This window comes from Cellulomonas sp. Y8 (assembly GCF_008033115.1).
In the GTDB taxonomy this organism is placed as follows: Bacteria; Actinomycetota; Actinomycetes; order Actinomycetales; family Cellulomonadaceae; genus Cellulomonas.
Map to the genome: position 1 here is coordinate 2,931,374 of NZ_CP041203.1, position 25,824 is coordinate 2,957,197.

The following is a 25,824-nucleotide window of genomic DNA, read 5'->3' on the forward strand; positions in this document are numbered from 1 at the left end:
GTGGACGAACCCCATGACCACGGTCGGCGGGATATCCGTCCACTAGAGGACGGCGAAGCACACCCCTTGGGCGACCAGGACGAGCACGAGGGTCTCGCGGCGCGCGACGGACCCGGGCCCGCGCAGCATGCGCACCGCGAGCACGACGCCGAGCGCAGCCCCGACGCATGCGGCCGCCGGCACCGCCACGCCGGGGTGAGGGACGCCGAACAGGCGGAGGCCCACGACGAACGTCAGCACCGCCGTGGGCACCGGCCCGAGGACGACGCTGACGACGCGGGCGGCCGGAAGCCCGCGGGGCGGGGGAGCAACGATCGCCTCGGACACAGACCGCACCTCCAGGCGTCACCTGCCGTGCCAGCCCGGGGGAGCCGGATCGCACCATGATCGAGGCGCCGACGGCCACCCAAGGACCGGCCCACACGACGATGAGTGGTGGATCCCGCGCCTCATGAGTGGCACCTCGCGCCACAGCCTTCTCACAGCCCCCACCCACCGCTAGCGTCGACAGAGGACACGCACCCGCGCGTCCCTGCACCGCAGCACCCCGCCCGCCGCAGCCGGGGCTGCCGCGGTTCCGCGGCCATGGGGGGCCTCGGGAGAACGGCGACGCGACCCGGTTCGAGGGTCACGGAGCCCGATCGGTATGGCGCGGATCGTCCGCCACACCGCGGCGCCCAGCGCGCACGGCGCACCGGACGGGCAGACGTCTCCGACCCCAGGAGCACGCCATGCACCCGCACCCCGCCCGCCGACGCCCGCGGTCACCGCTCGCCGTCGCGGTCGTCCTCGCTCTGCTCAGCACGGGCACGATCGCCGCGACCACCCCACCGACCCCGGACCCGAACCCCACGGCCGCGACGGCCATCACCGATAAAGACCCGGACCACCAGCTCGTCCTCCCACCCGACAAGGGCCCCGGCGACGCGATCACCGACCCGACCCCCGACGACGACCCCACCCAGACCCAGCCGACCGGCCTCGAGCAGTCCGGCCGCTCCGCCACCGACGTCGCCGCCCAGATCGACCGCGAATGCACCAAGACCTCCGCCGAGATCCTCAGTACCCTCCAGAACCTCGGCGGCCGCCAGCAGTTCACGACGGTCCGCCACCGCGGCGACTTCGACGCCCGCACCCCGGAGAACAGCCTCCCGGCCTTCGAGCAGTCGTACCTGCGCTGCCGCGCCGGGGTCGAGACCGACCTGCGCCGCACCGCCGACGGCACGCTCGTGATGTTCCACGACACCCACCTCGGCAAGATGCTCGAGCCGACCTACAACCCCGAGCAGAACACCGGCCCGAACCCCGCGCTCGCCAGCACGACCTGGGCGCAGCTCCAGCAGAAGGACCTGCTGAACATCGCGCGCCAGCCGCAGCCGGGCGTCAAGGTCCCGAGCTTCGAGCAGTTCCTCGACCACTACCGCCGCGTCGGCGGCCGGTCCCTGCTGTACGTCGAGATCAAGAACACCTCGACCAACGTGGTGCAGTCGCAGAACGAGATCCTCGCCGCGGTCGAGGAGCTGACGAGGTTCCACCACCGGTACCCCGAGGCGAACATGTTCGACCGCGTCGTGTTCAAGTTCCGGATGTCGGCGTGGACGTCGTTCCACGACTGGCAGACCCGCGCCCTCCGCGTCACCGGCATCCCCAAGCTCCCGCTGAGCCAGGTGATGACCTCGCGGCAGATCGCCCGGCAGCTCGGCGGCGACGGCGCCTACAAGGACGCGATCGTCGCCGGGTGGGCGCGGACGACGGCGGCGGACCGGGTTCTCTCCGTCGAGGTGACGATGAAGGACTCCACCGCCTACAGCCACCTCACGCTCAAGGAGGGCCCGGCGCAGACGCCGACGTTCAGCAACCTGCAGTACTACGCGCCGGTGGGCAACGCCACGGCCCCGCCCGGGACGATGGCCAGCGCGACCGAGATCGTGAAGCGGCACGGCAAGCCGCTCGGCCAGTTCGTCCCGATCCCGGACTGGGTCATGTTCCGCGACCCGCGGACGTTCTCCTGGGACCAGGTGCTGCGCAACGCCGACGCTGGCATGAGCACCGTGCCGGTGACACCGCGGGAGGCGTACTTCAACAACGACTCCCGGTGCTGCTACGCGCTGCGCGACCGGATCGACGGCTCGACGACCCAGGACCGCGACCCCGAGCAGAACGACCAGCGGATCCTGCTGCCCTGGCTGGAGGACATCGGCGCGACGTTCCTGACGGCCGACGACACCGACAGCATCGACGCCTACTTCTCGACGCGAGGCAAGAAGCTCGACACTGGCGACAACCGGGTCCGCCCGAACCGGCCCGACCTGAAGATGAACTCGCTCATCCACCCGGAGTCGCGGCAGATCCCGTCGCTGCTCAAGTACGTGCAGGTGACGGTTCGGCCGGTGAGCGAGAGCAGCCGCTGGCATGTCACCGGAACGGTCCGGTACACGGAGCAGCTGCGGGGCGGCGTCCCGGCCACGATGCGCGACCACCTGGTGGGGCTCGACTCGCGATTCACCCCGTTCCGCGAGGGCGCGGCCGTCTACGGCCGGGCCCTCCTCGACGTCCAGGCCTCCTGGCGGTACAGCACTGGACCTAGCGACAACTTCGACCCGGCCGGCGTGACCATCGAGCTGCCCGAGCACGTCCGCGACGGTCGGCACACGCAGGAGCTGCGCCTCGCCGACGGCACCCGGCTGAACGTCCAGTACACGGTGTCCCGGCAGTGGGCCGTCGCCAGGGACGTCACCGCGACGCTGCTGAGCAACGACACCTGGCAGCTGTACGGCGGCATCTGCGGGTTCTCGTCCGGCCCGCCGCGAACGGGGTCGAGCTGCGACACCGGCGACCTGTCCGAGACCCGCGGGTTCTTCGACCTGGGCCGGTCCGACCGGATCTCGGTCGCACCGAACGCGAGCATCCCGCTGGCGAGCCACGTCGTCGCCGGCGCCCGGCCGCTGTCCATCCGCACCGACGTCTGGGGCCGCCGGGTCCTGCCCGACATGTCGCTGTCGGCCGGGACCCTGCCGCTCGACGACTGGGGGTCCGAGTTCGGCGTCCGACAGACACGGACGATCGGCGGGACCAGCCCGCACGCGGTCCGCATCGGCTACGTCCTCGACGCGGGCAGCAACCGCGCCGCCCCCTGACCCCGACGGGCTCCCGGCCGACCCGACCTAGACCGACCCCACCGACCCCCGGTCCACGAGCTCGCCGCGCAGCGACTCGTGGACCGGGTCCGCCGGCGCCTCCCGCATCAGCTCGACCAGGTGCCCCACCACCCGCGTCGCCAGCTCCTCCACCGGCAGCCGCACGCTCGTCAGCCCGATCAGGTCCAGCCCCGGCAGCACCCCGTCGCACCCGGTCACCGACACGTCCCCGGGCACCGACAGCCCCCGCGCCTGCGCCGCCCGCAGCACCTCCAGCGCCCGCAGGTCCGTCGGGCACAGCACCGCCGTTACCTCGCCGGCCTCGACGAGCCCGAGCGCCTCGGCGATCCCGTCCGAGTTCCGGTGCACCGACACGGCCGACACCGTCGCCCCGCCGGCCAGCGCGAGCCGCGCCATCGCCGTGGCCCGCACGGACTCCGGCAGCGACACCTCCCGCGACGGCGTCAGCACGGCCACGCTCCGGTGCCCGCGCCCGAGCACGTGCGACACGACCAGCGCCGCGTGGTGCTCCTCGTCGTAGGTGACGGCGTGGATTTCCGGGTCGGACTCCGGCCGCCCGGCGCGGATCATCGGCACCGCCTCCCGGAACGGCAGCAGCCGCTCCGACGGCACGTCGCCGGTCGCGACGATCAGCCCGCTCACCCGCATCCCGAGCAGCCGCGTCAGCCCGGCGATCTGCCGGGACGCCCCGACGTCGCCGGTCGCGGTGACGGTCAGGATCTCGATGCCGACCCGGTGCGCCTCGGACTGGAGACGCGCGTGCAGCAGGCCGTAGGCCGGGTTGTACGAGTCGCGCAGCAGCAGCCCGACGGTGCGGGTGCGGCCGGCGGCGAGCTCGCTGGCCATCACGTTGGGCACGTAGCCCATGCGCTCGGCCATCTCGAGCACGCGCCGGCGGGTGGGGAGCGAGACGCGGCCGGTGCCGTGCAGCGCGCGGGACACCGTCGCCCGGGAGACGCCGAGCCGGACCGCGAGGTCGGCCTCGGTGAACGGGCGGCGCGCGGCCGGCCCGCCCGAGGTGCTGCTCACGGCGCCCATGCTAGGGCGCGGTCACCGGCGGGGGACCCGCACCGGCCGGCACTCAGCGCCGCGGGTCGGCGAGCCGCCAGGTGCGCAGGTGGCGCCAGGTCAGCGTCTCCCACCAGTGCCCGGTCCAGCCGGCGGAGCGGAACTCGTACAGCCCGACGAGCGAGGCCGGGAACGACGCCGGGACGCTCGGCGCGGGCACGGCGCGGACGAAGGCCTCGACCTGGTCCGCGAGGTCCGGCTGGGTGTTCATCTCGTGCGACGCGAGCGAGATGTGCGCGCGGAACAGGCCGGGCCGGAACGGCGACACGAGCAGCGCGTCGATGGCGTGCGCCAGGGGCGTCAGCGCGGCGTTGACGTCGGCCGCGAGGTCGGCGAGCGCCAGGTTCCGGGTGCCGTCGGGCAGCCGGTCGACGTCGTAGGTGACGGCGGCGCCGTGCCGGACGATCCCGGAGTGGTGCACCGCGAACCCGGGCCGGTCGCGCAGGACCGGGTCGAGCGCGGCGACGATGTCCGGCACCGCGGCCCGGATCGGCACGGACCCGGCGAGCGTCGCGTGCGGCGGGAACCGGCCGGCGGAGACGAAGCCGAACTGCCGCTCGACGCTCAGGGTGATGCTGGTGACGGCCGCGGAGGTCGCCGGGTCGGGGATCAGGAAGACGCCGTAGACGGGCTCGGTCATGGGTGCTCGCTTCGCTCTCGCAGGGGGTGGGGCCGTGGGCCCGGGCCGGGGGAGTCGGACGCCCGGGCCCACGGCGGTCAGGTGGTCGGGTGGTCAGCCGAGCCGGTCGAGGTAGTCGGCGATGGCGGCGTTGCCGCGGGCCTCCGCGTCCTCCCAGGTGGCCCGGACGTCGGCACCGCCGACGACCGCCTCGACGGCGCTCTTCACCGCTTCCCGGGCCTCGTTCATCGCGCCGGTGTGGCAGCCGGCGCTGGGGACGGAGTCGGTGGTGCGGGCGAGCTGGTCGAGCGCGACCTGCTGCACGTCCGTGACCTCGCCCTGCAGCGAGTCGAGCGCCTCCTGCGAGGTCGGCAGGTAGCCGGTCTCGACGAAGATCCGCGCCTGGATCTCGGGCGACGCCAGGTACTGGACGAACGTCGCCGCGGCGGCGAGCTGGTCGGCGGACCGGCCCTCGTCGATCAGCCACACGGAGTTGCCGCCGGGGACGGCCCCGCCGTCGGGGCTGCCGACCGGGAGCGGCCAGGTGCCGAACTCGAACTCCGCGGCCCGCTCGGCGTCGCCGAAGATCCGCGAGGACTGGATCATGATCGCGGCCTGCTCGGACGCGAACGCGGTGAGCGACGCGCTGCCGTCCGTGCCGGTGTTGAGCATCGCGCCGCTCGCGACCAGGGACTGCAGGTGCTCCCAGATGCCGATCTGGGTATCGCTGGTGAGGACGAACGCGTCCGCCGGGTCGGAGCCCACGCCGTTGTCGGGCGTGCAGTACGTCAGCCCTTCCGAGGCGCTGAACTGCTCGGACCACCACGGGTCGAGGAACACCGTGAGCCCGGCGGTACCGGTCTCGGCATGCACCTCGGCGGCGACGTCGAACAGGTCGGTGATGCTCGACGGCACCTGCGCCGGGTCGACGCCCGCCTCCTCCAGCAGGGCGGCGTTGTAGAGCACCACCGGCTGGGAGACCATGATCGGCACCGAGGACAGCACGCCGTCGAACGTGTAGTAGTTCGCGAGCACCGGCACCAGGTCCTCGCCGTCGAACACCGTCCCGTCGACGGCCGCGACCTCGCCGGGCGCGATCGTGAGCCCGGTGTCGTGCAGGTAGGTCGAGAACGTGTCGCCGCCCTGGATGACGTCCGGCAGGTCGCCGGACTGCACCGCGTTGGTCAGCTTGGCCATCGAGTCGACGTAGCTGCCCTGGAAGACGGCGTTCACGGTGATGTCGTCGTGGGCGTCGTTGAACTCGTCGACGAGCGCGGTCAGGGTGTCGGCCGGCACGCCCGACACCGAGTACCAGAAGTCGAGGGTCACCGCCTCGCCGCTGCCGGTGTCCCCGGTGGGGTCGGACGTCGACGGCTCGTCGGACGACCCGCACGCGGACAGCGCCAGGGCGCCCACCGCGAGGGCACCGACGACCCCGCGCTTCCTGATTTCTCGCATTGTGGTGAATTCCTTCCTCATTTGACGGCGCCCTGCGTGAGGCCCTTGGCCAGGAATCGTTGGCCCAGGAGCACGAGGACGATGGTGGGAATGGCGGCGATGGTCACACCGGCGAGCGACGCACCGAGGTCGGTGCCGGATTCGTCGGTGAGGATCTTGATGCCGACCTGCACGGTTCTCGACGCCGGGGTCTCGGACACCACGAGCGGCCACAGGTAGCCGTTCCACGCCGCGATCGCGGCCATGAGCGTCACGGTGACGACGGTCGGCCGGCAGAGCGGCACGAGGAACCCGAACAGGAACCGCATCGGGCGGACGCCGTCGACGACGGCGGCCTCCTCGATCTCCTTCGGGAACGACAGGAACGTCTGCCGGAGCAGGAAGACGTTGTACGCGGAGACCAGGAACGGCAGGAACACCGCGACGACGGTGTCGAACAGCCCGAGCGACCGGATCGTCAAGTAGTTCGCGACGAGGATGGTCTCGCCCGGGATCATCATCGTGAGCAGGATGAACGCGAACACGAGGTTGGGGCGGCGCAGCCGGCCGAACACCAGCGCGTACGCCGCGAGCAGCGCGGTGAGCACCTGCGCGGCGGTCTGCGCGAGCGTGACGACGCCCGAGTTCACCATCTGCCGCAGGATCGGCGCCCGGCCGAGCGCGGCGGTGAAGTTCTCCAGCGAGAATCCGGTCGGCAGCACGTCCCGGAACGTGCCGGTGAGCGCCTGCCCCGGGCGGAGCGCGGCGAACACGACGTAGAGGACCGGGAGCGCCACGAGCAGGGCGGCGACGGCGAGGTAGGCGATGACGGCCCCGCGGGCCAGGTGGGCGCGCATCAGTAGTTCACCCGCCGCTCGAGGACCCCGAACTGCACGGCGGTGAGGACCGCGATGACGACGAGCAGGATGATCCCGCGCGCCGACGCCGCGCCGTAGTCGGCGGTGCCGCCGAACGCCTTGGCCCAGATGTCGAAGACCAGCGTCTGCGTCGCACGCGCAGGTCCGCCGCCCGTGACCACCTGGATGATCGTGAACTCGCGCATCGCCTGGACCGACTGCGTGACGACGATGAAGAACAGCGTCGGCGTGATCAGCGGGACCGTGACCGACCGCAGCAGTCGCATCCGGCCGGCGCCGTCGAGCGCGGCCGCCTCCTCGACGTCGACCGGGATCGCGTCGATCGCGGCGATGAGCAGCAGGGTCACGAACCCGATCGAGATCCACACGTCGACGACCACGATCGACACCAGGGCCATCGTCGGCTCGGTGAGCCAGCCCGCCGGCCGACCGGTCAGCGCGATCGCGATCTGGTCGAGCAGGCCGTAGGTCGGGCTCATCAGCGCGCGGAACGCGAGGCCGGCGACCGCCGCGGACACGGCCATCGGGATCAGCACCGTCGCGCGGGAGAACGCCGTGCCGCGCAGCCGCCGGGAGAGCGGCACGGCGAGCGCCAGGCCGACGAGCAGCTTGCCCGCGACCGTCAGCAGGACGAACAGGGACGTGACGAGCAGCGTGCGCCGGAAGTCCGGCGAGCCGAGCATGCTCGCGTAGTTGTCCGCGCCGACGAAGCCCGACGGCCGGCCGAACAGGTCGGAGCTCTGGAACGACAGCACGGTCGTCCGCAGGAGCGGCCAGTAGTTGAACGCGAGCAGCGCCACGACGGTGGGCGCGAGCGCCCAGTACGCCCAGGCCCGCGGTCTGCTGCGTGACCCGGCGCGCCCCCTGGGGGGCCGGGTCGCGACGACGTGCTGCATGGATCCTCCGAGTCGTCCCGTCTCCGCGGCAATGCGGAGTTACAAATGCTTTGCGGTCCACCCAAACGGGGTCGAAGTGGACATCCGGGCAATCGACGATAAACGCCGGTGCATTCGGATCGGCTTGCTCCGGACCGTACACTGATGAGTAGCATGTGACAACAGTCGAGAGCGCTCCGGTGACGTTTGCGAGAGCGCGTACGCAAATGTCACGGGGAGGTCACGGTGCAGGCAGCGCTGCTGGTCGCAGCGGGCGTGCTCGCGCTCGTCTACGGCTCCAACGCGGGCGCGACGATCGCGGCGACGAGCCTGCGCGTGCACGGCGGCCGGCCCTGGCTGGCGCTCGTCGCACTGGGGTCGGCGGTCGCCGTCGCGCCCCTGGTGCTGGGCACCGCGGTGGCGAGCACGGTCGCGCACGAGCTCGTCCCGTCGAGCGGCGACCCGCACGCGGACCGCGTGGTGTTCCTGGCCGCGGTCGTCGCCGCGCTGGTGGTGACCGGGGTGCTGAGCCGCTGGGGCCAGCCGACCAGCCTGACGCTCGCGCTGATCGCCGGGATCGCGGGCGGCGGGCTCGGCGCGGGGCAGGCGATGGGGTGGTCCGCGATCGGGCGGGTGCTGGCGCTGGTGGCGGTCGCGCCGTTCGTCGGCCTGGCGTTCGCGGCCGCGCTGCACCGGCTGTCGGCCGCCTGGCGGGTGTCGCCCGGTGCCGTGCGGCGCTGGCACGTCGGGTCCTACGGCCTGCTGTGCGTCGCCTTCGGGTCGAACGACGCGCAGAAGCTGCTGGCGATCGTGGCGGTGGCGTCCGCTCCGGGCGCGGCCACGGTCGACCCGGTGCTGTGGCAGCTGCTGCTCTGCGGCGGGCTGTTCACGCTCGGCGCGGCTGTCGGGCTCGGGCGGATGGAGCGCACCGTCAACCGCGGCATCCTCGCCGTCCGCGGCCTCGACGCCGTGACCACGCAGACGACGACGGCCGTCGTGATGCTCGCCAGCTCCGGGGTCGGCAGCCCCGTCGGCATGGCGCAGACGCTCTCCGGCTCCCTCGTGGGCGCCGGGCTCGCACGAGGGAGAGGGAAGGTCCGATGGGAGTACGCCGGGAGGGTCGCACTGGCCTGGGCGCTGACGGTGCCCGCGAGCGTCGTGGTGGCGGGCTGCGTCGCGTGGGGCGCCGGGCTCGTCGCCGGATGAGGCGGTTGGCACGCGGCATCTCGGGCGCGGCGCGGGACGACCTGGTCGACGGGCTCGTCGGGCAGCTGCGCGCGACCGAGGAGGCGTGCGACGTGGCGCTGCGGCTGGCGCGGGGATCGGTGTCGGCGGGCGCCGCGCGCGAGGAGGTGGCGGCCGTCGAGCACGAGGGCGACGCGTGGCGGGCGCACGTCGTCGAGTCGCTGACCCGCGCGCTGACGTCGTACCTCGACCGGGAGGACCTGTTCACGTACTCGCGGGCGGTCGACGACGTGCTCGACAACCTGCGGGACTTCGTGCGGGAGGTGGACCTGTACGGGGTGACGCCGGGGCCCGACTGGGTGCTGGTCCTCGAGCGGATCCGGGACGGGGCGCGGGCGCTGCGCGCGGCGACCGAGTGGCTGCGGCGGGACGTGGGGCGGGTGTCGGTGGCGGCGCTCGCGGCCAAGAAGGCGCCGGTGCGGACGCAGTACCAGCTGGCGATGGCGCGGCTTCTGGCGGAGCCGCTGACGTCGGAGACGCTGCGGCGGCGGGAGGTGCTGCGGCGGCTGGACATCGTGGGGCTGCGGTTGTCGGAGGCGGCCGATCACCTCGCGACCGCGGCGATCAAGCGGGGGACGTAGCGCAACAGGTTCACCGCACAGGCCGGAGCGCGCACCCGTCAGGGGACGCGAACGGTCTAACCGGGTCTGGGTGAGTGCGCCGGATGGGTGGCGTTCCTCGAATCACCCACGGGTGCCTCATCGCCTCTGGTTTGTTCGCCTCGGCCCTGACCGCGGGGCGGCGAAGCTAGTTCGAGGCAGGGGACACGATGCTCGCGAGGTTCACGACGATCGCCACGACGGCGGTGCTGGCGGTGACGCTCGCGGCACCGACCGCGACGGCGGACCAGCCCCCGGCCGGAACGGGTGGTAGGTCGTCTGAGGGGTCTCCTTTCGTCCAGAGCGTGATCCGGGCGGGGGAGCAGGCGCCGGTGGCGCGCTCCGCCGACACTCGGGCGGTCGAGGCCCCATCGCTGGTGACGATCACGTTCTCGGAGTTCCCCTCGGGGACGTACGTCACGAACCAGTACCGCGAGTGGGGGATCGACTTCGGCGGTGACGATCCGTTCATCACCGGAGACGGCTCGAATCCGACCAGCCCGGTGCTGTCGGGTACCCCGACCTACCAGGGTGAGATCGAGGGCTACTTCAGGACGCCCTCCGGTGCCGTTCGCACGGTTGATCACCTCCAACTCGACGTCGGCTACATCGACGATCCCGGCAGCGTCGAGGTCACGACCTATGGCCAGGACGGTGGGGAGCTCCTCACCGTCGCGGCGGACGAGCTGGGCATCGCCCGCATCGTGATCGACCAGCCCGGCATGGCGGCGTTCCGCGTGTACGCGGTCGAGAACGAGACAGCCGGCTTTGCCGTCGACAACGTGACGTTCCCGGTCGACGGCGACGTCCCGGGGATCACGCGGCCCGTCGGCGAGACGTTCGGGTCGGCGCCCCACTTCTCGTTCGCCGCCGACCCGGTCAACACCGCGACGGGCAACTTCGTGCTGCCGGTGACGGACCTGCGGATGCCCGCGTCGCCGCTCCTCACATGGGAGCGGACGTACAACGCGCTCGACGTGCGGGCCGGCGCTCTGGGCCAGGGGTGGGCGGTCGCGCAGCTGAGTCGGCTCGAGGTTGCAGACGGCGGTGGCGGACCGGTTCCGACGCGCGCGGCGGCTGGCGAGGTCGTCTACGTCGACCCGGCGGGTGCGAGATGGAGCATCGTGCAGGACGGCAACGGCTGGTCGGTCCCCATCGGCCTCCACGCAGAGCTCGTCCAGCTGGAGGACGGTTGGGCGCTGACTTTCCGCGACGGCACATCGATCCGGTACGACGCCGACGGGCGCCAGATCGAGGTGCACGCCGACGCGGAGATGGCGACATACACCTACGACGAGAGTGGGCGCCTGGTCACCGTCGACGCGCAGAACGGCGACTCCCTCAACCTGCGCTACGACGAGGTGTGGGCGGACCAGGTCGCGGCCGTCGCGACGTCGGACGGTCGCGAGGTGCTCTACGCGTACGACGATGCCGGCCTGCTGACCCGCACGACCGACGCCGTGGGAGCCGTCACGGAGTTCTCGCACGGCGCGGACGGTCGTATCGCGACCATCACCGACCCGGACGGGTACGTGGCGCTCAGCACGAGGTACGACGCCGACGGGCGCGTCGACACGCAGGAGCTCGCCAACGGGAACACGCTCCGCTTCGTCTACGACACGGAGAACCGGGTCACCACGGTCGTCGAGGGCGACGGCAGCGAGGTGGTCTACACGCACGACCAGGACGGCCGTGCGGTCCGGGTGGAGGGTCCTGACGGCGCCGCGGTCGAGCGGGAGTGGGACGACGCAGACCGCCTGGTGGGCGGCACGCAACGTGACGGGACCGAGTTCTCGCAGACCGTCGACGCCGCAGGCAACGTGGTCGAGAGCACCCTGGCGGGTGCCACGACGCGGTGGACCTACGACGACCTGAACCGGGTCACATCCGAGACTGACGCGCTCGCCAACACCACCACCTACGCGTACGACGGCGACAACCGTCAGCCGAGCACGGTCACCGACCCTCTGGGCGCGGTCACAACGTACGAGCTGGCGAACGGAGTCGTGGTCGCGTCGACCGACCCGGACGGGTATCGGACTGCCCTCGAGGTCGACGCGCGAGGGCTACCCGTAGCATCCGTCGAGCCCGGCGGCGCGCGCACCACGTGGCTCTACGACGAGGCGGGGCGCCTGCTCAGCACGACCGACCCGATGGGGGGTGTGACCTCGACGACCTACGACGCCGCGGGGCGCGTCCTCTCGACCACGGACGCGGTCGGCGCCACGACGACGAACACGTACTCGGCTGCCGGGCGGCTGCTGTCGACCACCGACCCGACGGGCGCGCGGCAGGAGTGGGAGTACGACGCCGCGGGACAGGTCGTCTCCACCACGGACCGGAGCGGTCGCACCACCACGTACGCGTACAGCCCTCAGGGCGACCTGCTGTCGGTCGAGGGGCCGGCGGGCGAGAGCTCCCTCGAGTACGACGCCTACGGGCGTGTGGTCGCGTCGACGACCTCCGACGGGACGCGGTCCGAGACCGCTTACGACGTGGAGGGGCGCGCGACCAGCAGCAGCACCGGCGACGCCGCGACAGCGCTCCAGTACGACGCCCGGGGCAACGTGACCGCCTCCACCGATGCTGACGGTGCCGTCACCCGTTACGGGTACGACCTGCTGGACCGGGAGATCGAGAACGTCGCCCCCGACGGCACGACGACGTCGACAGCCTACGACGCCGCTGGTCGCGCGGTGACCGTGACCACCCCGGACGGGACGACGACGAGCATCTACTCGCCGGGCGGGCGCCTGCTGAGCAGCACCGCGTCCGACGGCGGGGTTACGGTCTACGGATACGACGAGGCCGGGGACCAGACCAGCGTCACGTCGCCCTCCGGCCGGGTGACGCGGACCGAGCACGATGCCGTGCACCGACCGGTCGCGGTGACCTCGCCGAGTGGACTCCAGTCGCGCACGGAGTACGACGCGGTCGGACGCGTCGTCGCCACGGTCGACGCCGCCGGGCGCCGAACGGCGCAGTCGTACGACCTGCGCGGTGACCTCGTCGCGATCACTGCCGCAGACGGGGGTGAGCGGCACTTCAGCTATACGCCGGACGGGAGCCTCGCGACGTCGACGGACGCGAACGGGGCGACGACGAGCTACGCATTCGACGACGCCGGACATGTCCAGGCCGTCACCGACCCGCTCGGGCGGACCACGATGTACGAGGTCGACTCGGCTGGGCGCGAGACCGCCGTGGTCGATCCGTTGGGCCGCCGGACCGAGCACCGCTACGACGCTCGTGGGAACCGCGTGCAGACGACACTGCCCGACGGGACGGTGCAGGACCGTACGTTCAGCGCGAACGACCAGGTGCTCTCCGTCGAGGCGAGCGACGGGACCTCGGTGAGCCACACGTACGACGAGGCGGGCCGTGTCGCGACGAGCACCTCGTCGGCGGGCACCACGTCCTACGCCTACGAGAACGGTCGGCTGGCGTCGGCGACGCAGGACGACGGATCCGCAGTGTCGTACCAGTACGACGCGGCGGGGCGTCGCACGAGCATCACCTACCCCGACGGCGGCGTCGCGCAGTACGCGTACGACGCCGACGGGCTCCTGACCTCCGTCGTCGACGAGAACGGCGAGCGCACGCAGTACGAGCTCGACGCGGACGGCAGTGTCGTCCGAGCGCTTTTCCCCGGAGGCGTCGAGCGCCGCTACGCGTACGTCGCGGGGGAGCTCACCCAGTACACCGAGGTCCGGGACGGGCGGGCCCGCACGACGACCATCGTGCGAGACGCGGCCGGCCGCGTCGCTTCGGAGTCGACCGGCCTCATCACGCGGCGCTACACCTACGACAAGGCCGGACAGCTGGTGGCCGGGTCCGGTGTCCTGGGCGAGCCGATCCGGTTCAGCTACGACGCCGCGGGCAACCGCACCTCGATCGGCCGGCTGCTGCTGATTACGCGCCTGACCTACGACGACGCCGACCAGCTCGTGCGGTCGCAGACCGGGCTTCTGACCGTGCGCTACGCCTACGACGCACAGGGCAACATGGTGTCGACGAGCGGCGCCGGCGTCGCCCAGCAGGTCGCGTACGACGGCCTGGGTCAGCCGGTCTCGACGACGATCGGCGCAGGTTCGGCGGCGGTGCGCTACACCGCGAGCTACACCGGCAACGGGCTGCTCGCCGACCTCACCCGCACCGTCGGTCGATCGGCGACGAGCACCGACTACACGTGGTCCGCCGACGCCGTCCCCCAGCTGCTCGCGCAGAGCGGACCGGACGCCGCCGATTTCACCTACGGCTACGACCGCATCAGCGCGAGCAGCGACGGGGCCACTGCTGTCTTCAGCGTGGACGCCTCCGGGTCGCCGCTCCAGACGGCGCAGACCCGGGACTGGGTCCAGGGCGTGACGTACGACGTGCTCGGCGCCGGCATCGGCGTCCCGACCACGGCCCAGCCGACCTTCGGCTACCGCGGCGAGCTCGTCCTCGGGACGACCGTGTACCTGCGCGACCGGTCCTACGACGCGACGACCGGTCGGTTCACGACCCGCGACCCGCTGGACGGCATCGCCGGGACCGCGGGCGCCAACAACGGGTACGTCTACGGCTTCAACGACCCCGTCAACCACGTCGACCCTCTAGGGCAGCGCGCGGTCTCCGACGCGGCGTACTCGCTCCCGGCGCTCGGCGGCCAGGCAGGGTGCACGCAGGCGTCGGGCTACAAGCGTCAGTGGGGCTGCTTCCAGGGCCGCAACCTCCGCACCCGTGGCTACCTCGCGCTTCCGGACGCGATCGGGCGTGACTACGCGCTCGCGAGCATCGCGTGGCAGGCGTACTGGAAGTCGAGCCGGCCCGAGCGCGCCGCGCAGATGTTCACGGTCCGCGAGCTCAACGACCGCCGTCTGTCTTTCTGGCAGCGCGTCTTCGGCGGCAACCGCGCGGTCGCCGACGGGATGGACTGGGAGGTGGGCCCGGCTGGTGGGTGGCGCATCGACATCGTCACAGACGAGTCGGGGATCTTCGAGGTCAAGCGATGGGCCGGTGGGGCCAACAGTGCGGCGGTCAGGACGCAGCTGGCTGGGTACGTCGCCGGGGGAGGGGCTCTCGGTGTCGCCTTCGCACCTTCGTACGAGCTGGCCGACTGGGCCAACATGTTCTACGTGTACCAGAACATGGTCGACTTCACGCCTGACCAGGTCGTGGTCTGGGGTGACCCCAGCACCCCCGGCGCCGTCTGGTTCGACACCGCCGACAAGGTGAGCCGCGACGTCCGCACCAAGGCGCAGCTGAAGTACAACGCCGAGGAACTCGGTCGCTTCTTGGGGATCCCGCTCCCGGTGCCGCTCCCCGTGACTGTCCCGGTGCCCGTGTGACCGCCCAGATCACCCCCGCCGCCCGCGCGCTCCTCCGTGCGGGCGGCGCCGTCACGCTTTCGATCACGACGGCCGACACGCCCGCAGCCCGGGTGGCGCTCGACGAAACCCGGCGCCGTCTGTACGCGCTGAACGACGGTGACGTCGGTGATGGCGAGGGAGTCGGTCCGTCGTTCGTCGCGGACCCGGTCGCGGTGCCGGGAGGTTTCCTGCTGGCTGTGGACCTCGGCGGAGTTCCGCCGCGGGGCCGCAGAGCACTGCCCAGTCTGCTGGCCGAGGCGTGGGACGGGGCCGGAGCCGGCGTCCGCATCGACGCTCCGCCGCGGATGCCGGAGTCGCCGTTCCTCGTGCTCATGCATCGCGAGACTCTGGTCGGTGAACTCGTGGCTTACGCACGACAGCGACGCTTTCCGTTCACCGCCCGTGAGTGTGCGTCTTGGGGCGCGCTGCTGGATATCGGTCTCGCCTGGCTGACCGGAGGTGCGGGCGAGCGCGTCGCCGCAGGTGTCGTGGGACCCGGAGGGCCGTTCGCCATCGACCTTGATGGTGCTGACCTTGCAGCCGCGGTCGGCGCCGTCCTCGGCACCGGCGGAGCCGTCGAGCTCGCGAGGCGGACCCCGGACGGGGACCGGTACCTGCGGCTGGAGGCGGTGCTGCACGCGGCGCTGTCAGCGGCGTGGCTGCCTAGCGAGCAGAGCGTCGCCGCGGTCGCCGCCGGTCTCGATCCCCTGATCGCGCTGCTGGAGCGGCAGGCGGACGGAGTGCTGTGGGCGGGGGCCGATCTCAAGGACAGCACGCGTTCGGGGTACGCGCTGCCCTACGCCGACGGCCCGATCGCGACGGACGACCGGCCGCGGCCGGTCCCGCTGGGCCCGCGCATCGACGTCGTGACTGCCGCCTACCCCTGGCAGATCCTGTCTCCCGCGGTTCGGACCCGGCTGCCTGAGCGCGTGCCGGGCGCCGAGGAGCGGCCGTTGCCGGGAGGTGGCGCCGTCGTGCGCTTCGGCACATGGCAGGAGTGGGCGCCCGGCGACGGTCGGGCGGCGGCTCGGGCCATCGCGTGGTCCGCGCTCGAGCCGGTGATCGCCGACGACCTCTCGCGGCGCCACGGGTAGCCCGTGGCCACGCCCCACCCTTGCGGGTGCCAGTCTGAGCGCCGCGGCGTCCCCGGGCCGCCGCACGGCGCCACCCCCACGAGTGGTCCTGGCCGCTCGCCCTAGTCCGCCCGGTGAATCCCGCCCGGACGACCCCACGGCGGTGAGAGGATCGCCCCGGCAAGCTGGATGAGCAGGTGGGGGCAGGGGTGTCAGGCACGGTGCGGGTCGAGCTCGCCGATCTCCGGGTGGGCGCCGACCGCCTCGCCGACGCCGGTCGGCGGTGCGACCGCATCTACCTCGACGCGCTCCCTCGCGACACCGGCACGTACGGGTTCGACGTCCTCACCGCCGCCGTGCGGGCGTTCGCGTCCGAGGTGGACGAGCGCACCGCCGCGCTCGCCCGCGACGTCACCGACGCCGGGACTGCCCTGCGTGCCACCGCCGACGCCTACGCCGCGGTGGACGAGCGCACCGCCACGACGCTGAGCCGGCTCTCAACCCACCTGCGCGCGGTCGCCCGGTGACGGGCGTCCCCGGGGACCCGGGCCGGGTGGCGGCCGCGGCCGACACGCTCACCTCGACCGCGGGTGCCGTGCGCGCCGTCGGCGACGACCTCGACCGCACCCGGGACCGCGACTGGGACGGCACCGCCGCCGACCGGTACCGCGAGCGGGTGCGGGACCTGTCCGACCGGGCCCGCGAGCTCGGGTCCACGATGGAGCGCGGAGCCCGGGTGCTCTCCGGCTACGCCGCCGTCCTCGAGGGGCAGGAGGCCGCCGCCGCCACGGCCCGCACCGCGCTCGCTTCGGCCCGGCGACGCGTCGCCGCCGCTCCGCTCGACCTGCTGGCCCGCGTCGACTGCCTGCGCGCGATGCGCGACCAGAACGACGCCGTCGCCACCGCCCAGCGCGCCGCGGCCGAGGCCGCCGCCGCGCTCGGTGCGGTGCTCGACGGGCCGGGGAGCTGGTGGGACCCGTTCGGCTGGTTCGACGACGACTCCACGGAGCCCGACCGGCGCGTCGGCCCCGACCTGCTCGACCGGGCGTCCTGGGACCCCGAGGACATCCAGCAGGGCTCGATGGGCGACTGCTACCTGCTGGCGGCGCTCATGGGCGTGCTCAACACCGACGACGGTGACGCCTGGGTCCGGGACCACATCCGGTGGGACGCCGACCGCGCGGGCTACTGGATCACGATCTACCCGGCCGGCGGCACGCCGAGGGAGGTCTTCGTCGACCACGTCTTCGACCACGGGGCCACCGAGGAGGACTGGCGCGTCGGGCCGTTCTCGGGCAACCGACCCGGCATCGCGGCGCTCTACGAGGCCGCCGCCTACCAGGAGCTCGGCTACCGGGAGCTCGCGAACGGCGGCACGCCGGAGGAGGCGATGCGGCTGCTCACCGGGCAGCGTCCGACGGTGTACGAGCCGACGAGCGGTGCCGGCTACGCGGGCGACCTGAGCGCGCTGCGCACCGCGGTGGACGGCGGGCGGTCCGTCGTCGCAGCCTCGCAGGAGTATGCCTTCGAGGTGGGCAGCAGCGTGCACGAGGTCCCGGTGACGCGACGCACCGAGAGCGGCGGCACGGAGACGGTCGACGGTGCCATCGCGACGCACCACGCCTACATGGTGGACGCGGTCGACCCCGACGGCGGCGTCTGGCTGCGCAACCCGTGGGGCCCCGGGAACAGCCTGGACGACGGCCAGCCCTTCAAGGTCTCCGCGGAGGACTTCGCCTCGGTGTTCTACAACGTCACGGTCTCGGAGGGACGATGAGCACCACCCGGTTCGTGCTGGTGCACGGTGGGCAGCGTCGCCTGCCCGGAGCCCTGCTGTCCGTCGCCCACGTGGGGGTCGATGCCGACGGTGCGCCCGCCGCGACCGTCGGCGTCGCGACGCCCGAGGCGCGGTCGCGGCACGCGCTCTACCCCGGTGGCTCCCTCGACGTGCCCGGCCTGGGGCGCCTGACGGTCCGGGACGTGCTGCTCGGATCGACCGGCGGCCGCGGCCGGGTCGCGCTCGAGGTGGAGTCCCTGTGACCGCCGCCGCACCGGCGCGGCGCCGCCGCCGGTGGTGGCTGCGCGTTGCCGCCCCCGTGGTCGTCGTCCTGGCGATCGCCGCGCTCGCCGTCGCCGCGTCTGACGACTGGTCGTTCTGGGGCGAGGAGCGCACGGTCCGCAGCGGGGTCGACAACCGCGTGAACGGCGCGCGCGTGCACGTCGCCGGGTCCGACGGCGAGACCGTGGTGCTGGGGGTGCGCCGGGGCGAAGCCGAGGCCGTCGCCACGCTCGCCCCGGGCGAGTCCGTGCGCCTGGCGTGGTGGGGCAGCCTCACCGTCGAGCGGATCAACGTCGACGGGGCGCCCGGCGACGTCGGGGGCACCGTGCAGGTCCGGGTGCGCGTCGGGCCCTGACGCGCCCGACCGCCGAGCCGGCATTCCCCGACGACGTCACGCGGCTCGAGCGGCGAGCGGACGCCCTGCTGTGGGCGGGTGCGACCTCGTGGACAGCACGCGCTCGGGGTACGCGCTGCCGTACGGCGACGGCCCGATCACGACCGGCGACCGGCCGCAGCCGGTCGCGCTGGGCCCACGCGTCGACGTCGTGACCGCCGCCTACCCCCGGCAGCTCCTGTCGCCGGTGGTCCGGACCCGGCTGCTCGAGCGCGTTCCGGACGCCGAGGAGCGGCGGCAGCCAGGAGATGGTTCCGTGCTGCGTTTCGGCTCGTGGCAGGAATGGGCGCCGGGTGACCGTCGAGCCACGATGCCGGCCGCCGCGTGGTCTGCGCTCGAGCTGGTGATCGCCGCCGATCTGTCCCCGCGCCGCGGATGACCCCGGCGGTCGGTGCTCCGCCCCGCCGGTCCTGCCCAGCTCACCCCGCCCCCTCCACCAACCGCGCCACATGCAGCGCCAGATACACCTCCTCCTCCCCACCCACTCCCCACCCGAACCGCCCCCGCAGCAGCCCGGCGATCGCCACCGCCGAGTCGAACGCCCGCGGATGCTCCCCCCGCACCGCCTCCCGCAGCGCCGCCCCCGACCCCCCACCCGACACCGCCTCCCCCCGCGCCTGCCGCACGAACAGGTACCGCAGGTGCGTCACGAATCGCGCCACCTCCAGCGACTCCTCGTCCAGCACGCACCCGTGCAGCGCCCGCACGATCCCGAGCGCCGCCGCGAACGCCTCGGTCATCTCGAACGTCCGCGCCATCTCCCCGCCGTCCCCGCCCCCGAGCTGCGCGTTCACGAAGTGCAGCGCCAACGGCACCGCCTCCAGGTCGGGCAGTCGGACGCCGGTCGCGGACGCCACCTCCGCGAGGCACCGCCGCGCGAACGCCACCTCCCGCGGGTACAGGTGCAGCACCTCCCACTGCAGCGGGTAGGCGATCTCTGTCCCCGCGCGCGCCCGGCGCAGCGCGTACGAGAGGTGGTCCGCGAGCGGCATCAGCACGTGCGCGGTGATGTGCGGCCCGAGCTCGGCTCGCGCCTCGTCGACGATCCGCTGCGCCAGGTCGAGGTCCGACGGGGGGATGTCCTCGAGCAGTGCCGCGATGTGCTCGGGCGTGGTCGAGCCTCCGGCGACGAACGTGCGCTCGACGTCGTCCTCCCGCACGGCGTCGCCGGGCCGGGCCTGGAACCCGATGCCGCGGCCCATCAGCACGACCTCCGCGCCGGTGCCGTCGTCGGCCAGCAGGACGTTGTTGTTGAAGACCCGCACCACGCGCATGCGTCCTCCTCGACGCGGTCCGTCCTCGGGAGGCCCGGGTGGCGGCGCACCACCGCCACCCGGGCCGTCGACTCGTCGGCTCATCCGATCCGCAGCAACGCGTCGGCCTCGCCGACCGAGCCGTGGCCGGCCACCGTCACGGCGACCCCGTCCGGCGATCTGGTCACCACGACGACCGTGCTGGGGTCGTAGCCGGCAGCGACCACAGCGGCGAGGTCGAACTCGCCCAGCAGCTCACCGGCGACCACCTGCGACCCGGGCGTGACCGCCGGGGCGAACCCCTCGCCCGCCATCCGGACGGTGTCGAGGCCGACGTGCACGAGCACCTCGACGCCGTCGACGGTCTGCAGGCCGTACGCGTGCGGGAGGACGGTGATCACCTCGCCGTCGACCGGCGCGACCACGCGTCCTGCGGACGGCACCACGGCGGCGCCCGGCCCGAGCGCGCCGGACGAGAACACCGCGTCCGGCACAGCGTCGAGCGCGATGACCCGCCCGGCGACGGGTGCCAGCACGACCCGCGTCCGGAGCGCCGTCGCGACGCCGCCGCCGGCCGCCCCCGACGGCTTCGGAGCCTCGGCGGCGGGCGGGTTCGGGATGTCGGTGAACCCGAGCGTCATCGTCAGCGCGAACGCGATGACGATCGCCAGCCCGGTGCCGATCAGCTGCATCGTGAAGTTGCCGATGCCCATCGTCGCGGTCACCGTGATCGCGCCCGGGAGGATGAAGCCCTCGGCCGCGGACCCGCCCGCCGCAGCGATCGAGCCGCCGACGGCGCCGCCGATGCAGGCGTAGATGAACGGCTTCTTCAGTCGCAGCGTGACGCCGTAGATCGCGGGCTCGGTGATCCCGGCGAGGAACGCCGAGATCGTCGCGGGTCCGGCCACGCCCTTGAGGTCGCGGTTACGCGTCTTGATCAGGACGGCGGCCGCGGCGCCCGCCTGGGCGAGGACGGCGGGGAACAGCGGTCCGGTCAGCAGCGAGTACCCCTGCGTGACCATGTCCTGCAGCATCACCGGCGTCAGGCCCCAGTGGACCCCGAAGATGACGAACACCTGCCACAGCGCGCCCATGAGCGCGCCGCCCACCGCCGGGCTCAGGTCCCACATCGTGTTGATGCCGCTCGACAGCCCGCGGCCGACGATGTCGGACACCGGTCCGATCGCGAGGAACGTGACCGGGACGATCACGGCCAGCGTGATCATCGGGGTGACGAAGTTCCGCAGCGCGTCGGGCGCGAACCGGGCGAGCAGCCGCTCCAGGTGGGACTGGGCGTAGACCGCGAGGATCGTCGGGATGACCGCGGACAGGTAGCTGATCATGACGACCGGGACGCCGAGGAACGTGAGCTCGCCGCCACCCGCCGCGAAGGCGTCGAGCGTCACCTCGGCGCCGTCGGTGCCGGGGATCACCGGGAGCGTCGCCGAGTAGATGAGCGCGCAGGCGATCGCGACCGACGTGTAGAGGTTCGCCTTGAACCGCTTGGCCGCGGTCATCGCGAGCAGGATCGGCAGGAACTGGAAGATCGCGTCGGCCGCGGTGAACCAGATCGCGTACGTCGACGACTCGCCCCACTCGGGGGAGATCCGCGCGCCGACGGCGAGGAACGCCTTGATCAGGCCCGTCCCGGCGAGCACCCAGAGGAACGGCGTGAAGATGCTCGTCACGAGGTCGATGGCCCGCGCGAGGAACCCGCCGGAGGACGCCGCCTCCGTCGCGACGCCGCTGGCGGCGACCGCCTCGAACACGCTGTTGACCGTGTTGCCGATGACCACCTGGAACTGCCCGCCGGCCTCGACGACGGTGATGACGCCGCGGGTCGCCTCGACCGCGGCCTTGTCGGCGCGCTCGCGGTCTCTGAGGCGGAACCTCAGCCGGGTGGCGCAGTGCGTCACGGAGACGACGTTCTCGACTCCGCCCACCGCGCGCAGGACGTCGTCCGCGATCGTCTGGTACTTGCTGGCCGTTGCCACGATTCCTCCTCGAACCGGTCGCAGCGCGCAGCGTCGGAGCGATTCCGGGCACGAAAAAACCCGAGCCGGTGGCAGGCGGAAACAATGCTCCGGTCAGCCTCGGCTCGGGTTTTGCCTGTCGCCAGTAACAACCCCGGACCTGCACGAGCCGCCGTCGAGCGGCGACTGCGGCGAACCTAGCAGCGCGGCTTGAGCGCCTGTCAACACCGGGTGTCCACAGGCTGATGAGTAGCGACGGCGGCCGGGCGAAGAGGGGCTTGACGGCCCCTCGGGTCGACGGTAGGAATGGCGACGTCGACCAGGATTGTGACTGACCAGATCAGGCAAGACCTGCCGCGTCCGAGGCCTTCTGCGCCCGGTTCGCGCAGGTCTTTTTTCATGCCCGAGGACGGTCCATCCGCGACGTCAGCCGCGCCCCCTTCCCCCATCGCAGAGAGGCGCCATCGTGACCACCACCGACACCCACTTCCCGCCCGGGTTCCTCTGGGGCGGGGCCACCGCCGCCAACCAGTGCGAGGGCGCGTACGACGAGGGCGGCAAGGGCCTGTCCATCCAGGACGTCATGCCCCGCGGCATCATGGGCCCGCCCACCGACGAGCCGACGCCGGACAACCTCAAGCTGCAGGGCATCGACTTCTACCACCGGTACGCCGAGGACATCGCGCTGCTCGCGGAGATGGGCTTCCGGACGTTCCGGTTCTCGATCGCGTGGGCGCGGATCTTCCCGAACGGCGACGAGGCCGAGCCGAACGAGGAGGGCCTGGCGTTCTACGACCGGGTGCTCGACGAGTGCGAGAAGCACGGCATGGAGCCGCTGGTCACCATCTCCCACTACGAGACCCCGCTGGCGCTGGCGCGGAGGTACGACGGCTGGGTCAGCCGGGAGATGATCGGCCACTTCGCGACGTACGCGCGGACGCTGTTCGAGCGGTACGGGTCGCGCGTGACGTACTGGCTGACGTTCAACGAGATCAACGCCGTGCTGCACGCCCCGCTGCTGAGCGGCGCCATCCTCACGCCCAAGGACGAGCTGTCGCCGGCCGACCTCTACCAGGCGATCCACCACGAGCTCGTGGCCAGCGCCCTCGCCACGAAGATCGCCCACGAGGTCGCCCCGGACGCGCAGGTCGGCTGCATGCTCATCGCGGTGCCGGCGTACCCGCTGACGCCGTCGCCGGCCGACGCGCTCGCCGTGATGCGGGCGCAGCACCAGACGCTGGCGTTCGGGGACGTGCACTGCCGGGGCGAGTACCCCGGGTACCTGCTGCGGCACCTCCGTGAGCTCGGCGTCGAGCTCGACATCACCGACGACGACCGAGAGACGCTGAAGCACACGGTCGACTTCGTGTCGTTCTCCTACTACTCGAGCATCTGCGAGACGGCCGACCCGGGGGCGCTCGAAGGGCAGAGCAACATGATGGGCGGCGTGCCGAACCCGACGCTGGTCGCCAGCGAGTGGGGCTGGCAGATCGACCCTGTCGGCCTGCGCATCGTGATGAACCAGTTCTGGGACCGGTGGCGCAAGCCGCTGTTCATCGTCGAAAACGGGCTCGGGGCCGTCGACGAGCTGGTCGAGGTGGACGGGGTGCGGACCGTGGTCGACGACTACCGGATCGCGTACCTCAACGAGCACCTCGTGCAGGTGGAGGAGGCGCTGCGCGACGGGGTCGACGTGCTCGGCTACACGACGTGGGGCTGCATCGACCTGGTGTCGGCGGGGACGGCGCAGATGAGCAAGCGGTACGGGTTCGTCTACGTCGACCGGCACGACGACGGCTCAGGGACGCTGGAGCGGTACCGGAAGAAGTCGTTCGACTGGTACGCCGAGGTGATCCGGACGAACGGGGGGAGCCTGGAGCGGTAGCGCGCCGTGCGCGGTGCGCTCGGGCGAGGAGCGGCCCCTTTGTGGCGAAGGGGCCCGCTCCTCGGCGTCCCGACTTCGCTGCGCTGGGCTTGACGCGCAGCTAGCAGGTGCCCCAGAGGCCGAGTCCGGCTGCAGAGGCGTCGTCCTGGGCCGACGCGAGTGCCATCTGGTGCACGCCGGGGACGCCGTAGGTGTACTCGTAGGCGAACCCCTCAGCGACGAGCAGCAGGTTCACCAGCGTCGACTCGTCTAGCCAGGCGTACGCCAAGGTCCGACCGTACTGGTCGACGCTGTCCTGCGTGGGGTCGCTCTCGAGCCAGACCGACCGACCGGTCAACAGCTCCGCCGTGCGCGCGGAGGCCTCGGGGCCGAAGCACTCGACGGGGCTGTCGGGCTTGACGCTCTCCGGGGTGTCGATGCCGAGCAGCCGCACTCGTTCCTCGGCTCCGTCGCGGAGCACGATGATCGTGTCCCCGTCGACGACCCGCTCCACCGGCACCGGACCGGCGGCGGACGGCGGTCGTACGGGGGCGCCAGGTGCGCTCTCGGTGTCAGCGGGGTCGATCGGGCCGAGGCGTGGCAGGGCCCACCAGACCGCGCCCACCGCCGCCAGGATCACCACCACGACCCCGAGTCCACGGCGCCGACGGTGGGATGTCGCACTCGCGCCGGTGCGTACCGCGCTCATGCTCCGGAGTGTTCGACCGAATTCCCGGTCTCGGTCGCGTCCGCGGCACGCTTCCGGCGGAACATCGAACCGACCGCGCCGGCCGCGTCGGCCGCAGCACCCTTGACCGCGGACCCCGCCCCCTTGACCGCGGACCCGGCGCCCTTCACCGCGGTGAGCGCGCGCGCCTCGTCCGGGACGCCGTCGCCATCCAGGTCGACCGACCGGAAGACGTCGGCCGCCCGCGTCACGGTTCCCCAGACGTCCTCACCAAAGTCGGAGACGCTGTCGGCGGCGCTCTGCAACGCAGCGGCGGCGCGCGACGGGGCGACGGACTCAGGCTCAGTCCTCACGAACTCCACGAGCGCCGCGGGAAACTCCGTCAGCGGCTGGGGGAACGCAACCCGAGCGGACTTCACGACGTCGCGGCCGAAGGTGAAGCTGCCGACCCCGCCAATCAGGGCACCGACTCCGAAGGGAATGGCCTTGCCGAGGGTGCCGGCGCCGATCTTCGCGCCGTTCTTGAGCGCCTCGCGCGCGAGGATGGTGAGTACGGGTGCCAGCGCGGAGTCGGGGAGCTGCTGGGTGAGCACCTCGCCCCAGCCGTTCGGCATCGCCTTGCCGACCACCCCGGCCGCGACGGTGCGAGCGTCGCCGGCGTCGAGGCCGGGGATGGAGCCGAGGACGATCTTGGTCACCTGGCTCTGCGACTTCTCGCCGAGCAGCATCCCGAAGACGAGCGGCTGAGCCCGTGCCGCGTCGTCGACCTCGATGCCGTTGAGCTCCGCGACGGCGAGGACGTAGAGCGCGCTCGTCTCGTAGAAGAACAGCAGGTCGGCGACACCGAGTCCCAGCGCGACGGGGATGCCCACGCCCGGGATCGCGGCCGAGAGGCCGACGCCCGTGCTGGTGGTCGTGACGGTCGCGACGTAGCGGCGGTCCAGCTCCTTGAGGAGCTCGGCCGGGGACGCGTCCGGCTTGTCCCGGCGCAACGACCGCAGGTACTCGAGCACCACCGGCCGCTGGACCGAGATCGCCTTGTAGATCTGCGCCTGGAAGCCGTCGGTCTGGGCGGCCTGCTTGGCCGACGCGACGAACTCCGCCGGTGCCGTGGTCGCGGTGTCCCGTGTCAGCGTCAGCTCAGGCTCGTTCATCGGGCACCTTTCGTCTCCACCTATCGTCAGCCTGCCGAGGCTAGAGCCGAGGAATCGATCGCGGGGCGCGAAACCGGCCGCGCCCGTGCGAATTCAGCCACTTGGCCGGTCTGACGAATCCCAGCCCTCAGTC

Annotated in this window: 21 protein-coding genes; 11 read left to right on the forward strand and 10 right to left on the reverse strand. The window is 72.5% G+C overall.

Features of this window, described 5'->3' with window-relative positions; translation table 11 throughout:
- Window positions 1–42: 42 nt before the first annotated feature.
- Window positions 43–327, reverse strand: a complete 285-nt coding sequence (locus tag FKM96_RS13265) for a hypothetical protein (RefSeq protein ID WP_147795633.1) — start codon at window positions 325–327, stop codon at window positions 43–45.
- 404 nt (window positions 328–731) lie between these two features.
- Here FKM96_RS13265 and FKM96_RS13270 point away from each other — a divergent pair, with 404 nt between their 5' ends.
- Complete coding sequence (locus FKM96_RS13270; RefSeq protein WP_147795634.1) at window positions 732–3,137, forward strand: glycerophosphodiester phosphodiesterase family protein; 2,406 nt, start codon at window positions 732–734, stop codon at window positions 3,135–3,137.
- A gap of 27 nt (window positions 3,138–3,164) precedes the next feature.
- Here FKM96_RS13270 and FKM96_RS13275 read toward each other — a convergent pair whose 3' ends face one another.
- The 5 genes from FKM96_RS13275 to FKM96_RS13295 form a co-directional block, all read right to left on the reverse strand.
- The gene (locus FKM96_RS13275; protein ID WP_168216980.1) at window positions 3,165–4,187 is read right to left on the reverse strand and encodes a LacI family DNA-binding transcriptional regulator; all 1,023 of its coding nucleotides are present in this window, start codon (window positions 4,185–4,187) and stop codon (window positions 3,165–3,167) included.
- A 52-nt stretch (window positions 4,188–4,239) separates the two neighbouring features.
- Complete coding sequence (locus tag FKM96_RS13280; RefSeq protein ID WP_147795636.1) at window positions 4,240–4,866, reverse strand: 2'-5' RNA ligase family protein; 627 nt, start codon at window positions 4,864–4,866, stop codon at window positions 4,240–4,242.
- A gap of 93 nt (window positions 4,867–4,959) precedes the next feature.
- Window positions 4,960–6,324 (reverse strand): ABC transporter substrate-binding protein, encoded by a 1,365-nt coding sequence (locus tag FKM96_RS13285; RefSeq protein ID WP_147795637.1) that lies wholly within the window; start codon window positions 6,322–6,324, stop codon window positions 4,960–4,962.
- On the reverse strand, window positions 6,321–7,139 hold the full coding sequence (locus FKM96_RS13290; protein ID WP_147795638.1) for a carbohydrate ABC transporter permease: 819 nt from the start codon (window positions 7,137–7,139) through the stop codon (window positions 6,321–6,323). Before FKM96_RS13290 ends, FKM96_RS13285 begins: the two co-directional genes overlap by 4 nt.
- On the reverse strand, window positions 7,139–8,056 hold the full coding sequence (locus tag FKM96_RS13295) for a carbohydrate ABC transporter permease (protein ID WP_147795639.1): 918 nt from the start codon (window positions 8,054–8,056) through the stop codon (window positions 7,139–7,141). The genes FKM96_RS13290 and FKM96_RS13295 overlap by 1 nt, the downstream gene beginning before the upstream one ends.
- 225 nt (window positions 8,057–8,281) lie before the next feature.
- Here FKM96_RS13295 and FKM96_RS13300 point away from each other — a divergent pair, with 225 nt between their 5' ends.
- The 9 genes from FKM96_RS13300 (at window position 8,282) to FKM96_RS13340 (ending at window position 19,138) form a co-directional block, all read left to right on the forward strand.
- Window positions 8,282–9,241 (forward strand): inorganic phosphate transporter, encoded by a 960-nt coding sequence (locus tag FKM96_RS13300; RefSeq protein WP_168216981.1) that lies wholly within the window; start codon window positions 8,282–8,284, stop codon window positions 9,239–9,241.
- Between the two features lie 5 nt (window positions 9,242–9,246).
- Window positions 9,247–9,861: a DUF47 domain-containing protein gene (locus FKM96_RS13305; RefSeq protein ID WP_168216982.1), complete on the forward strand. Its 615-nt coding sequence runs from the start codon at window positions 9,247–9,249 to the stop codon at window positions 9,859–9,861.
- Window positions 9,862–10,049: 188 nt separating this feature from the next.
- Window positions 10,050–15,212 carry a DUF6531 domain-containing protein gene (locus FKM96_RS13310; protein WP_147795642.1) on the forward strand — a complete coding sequence of 1,721 codons (5,163 nt, stop codon included), beginning with the start codon at window positions 10,050–10,052 and terminating at the stop codon, window positions 15,210–15,212.
- Entirely contained in the window at window positions 15,209–16,327 is a 1,119-nt protein-coding gene (locus FKM96_RS13315; protein ID WP_147795643.1) for a hypothetical protein, read from the forward strand. The genes FKM96_RS13310 and FKM96_RS13315 overlap by 4 nt, the downstream gene beginning before the upstream one ends.
- A 188-nt stretch (window positions 16,328–16,515) precedes the next feature.
- Complete coding sequence (locus FKM96_RS13320) at window positions 16,516–16,833, forward strand: hypothetical protein (RefSeq protein ID WP_147795644.1); 318 nt, start codon at window positions 16,516–16,518, stop codon at window positions 16,831–16,833.
- Window positions 16,830–18,083, forward strand: a complete 1,254-nt coding sequence (locus FKM96_RS13325) for a C2 family cysteine protease (protein ID WP_147795645.1) — start codon at window positions 16,830–16,832, stop codon at window positions 18,081–18,083. Before FKM96_RS13320 ends, FKM96_RS13325 begins: the two co-directional genes overlap by 4 nt.
- Window positions 18,080–18,346, forward strand: coding sequence for a hypothetical protein (locus tag FKM96_RS13330; RefSeq protein WP_147795646.1), 267 nt, complete (start codon window positions 18,080–18,082; stop codon window positions 18,344–18,346). Before FKM96_RS13325 ends, FKM96_RS13330 begins: the two co-directional genes overlap by 4 nt.
- Window positions 18,343–18,720 (forward strand): hypothetical protein, encoded by a 378-nt coding sequence (locus FKM96_RS13335; protein ID WP_147795647.1) that lies wholly within the window; start codon window positions 18,343–18,345, stop codon window positions 18,718–18,720. The genes FKM96_RS13330 and FKM96_RS13335 overlap by 4 nt, the downstream gene beginning before the upstream one ends.
- Window positions 18,721–18,808: 88 nt before the next feature.
- Window positions 18,809–19,138 (forward strand): hypothetical protein, encoded by a 330-nt coding sequence (locus tag FKM96_RS13340; protein ID WP_147795648.1) that lies wholly within the window; start codon window positions 18,809–18,811, stop codon window positions 19,136–19,138.
- Between the two features lie 40 nt (window positions 19,139–19,178).
- Here FKM96_RS13340 and FKM96_RS13345 read toward each other — a convergent pair whose 3' ends face one another.
- On the reverse strand, window positions 19,179–20,033 hold the full coding sequence (locus tag FKM96_RS13345; protein WP_168216983.1) for a CAT RNA binding domain-containing protein: 855 nt from the start codon (window positions 20,031–20,033) through the stop codon (window positions 19,179–19,181).
- An 80-nt stretch (window positions 20,034–20,113) separates the two neighbouring features.
- A complete protein-coding gene (locus tag FKM96_RS13350; RefSeq protein ID WP_147795650.1) occupies window positions 20,114–22,006 on the reverse strand; it encodes a glucose PTS transporter subunit IIA in 1,893 nt (630 codons plus the stop codon).
- Window positions 22,007–22,451: 445 nt separating this feature from the next.
- Between FKM96_RS13350 and FKM96_RS13355 the strand changes: the two genes are divergently transcribed.
- On the forward strand, window positions 22,452–23,870 hold the full coding sequence (locus FKM96_RS13355; RefSeq protein ID WP_147795651.1) for a glycoside hydrolase family 1 protein: 1,419 nt from the start codon (window positions 22,452–22,454) through the stop codon (window positions 23,868–23,870).
- Window positions 23,871–23,970: 100 nt separating this feature from the next.
- On the opposite strand, the gene FKM96_RS13360 is transcribed toward FKM96_RS13355, so the two are convergent.
- Window positions 23,971–24,495 carry a thermonuclease family protein gene (locus tag FKM96_RS13360; RefSeq protein WP_168216984.1) on the reverse strand — a complete coding sequence of 175 codons (525 nt, stop codon included), beginning with the start codon at window positions 24,493–24,495 and terminating at the stop codon, window positions 23,971–23,973.
- 59 nt (window positions 24,496–24,554) lie between these two features.
- On the reverse strand, window positions 24,555–25,691 hold the full coding sequence (locus FKM96_RS13365; RefSeq protein WP_147795653.1) for a hypothetical protein: 1,137 nt from the start codon (window positions 25,689–25,691) through the stop codon (window positions 24,555–24,557).
- Window positions 25,692–25,824: the final 133 nt, after the last annotated feature.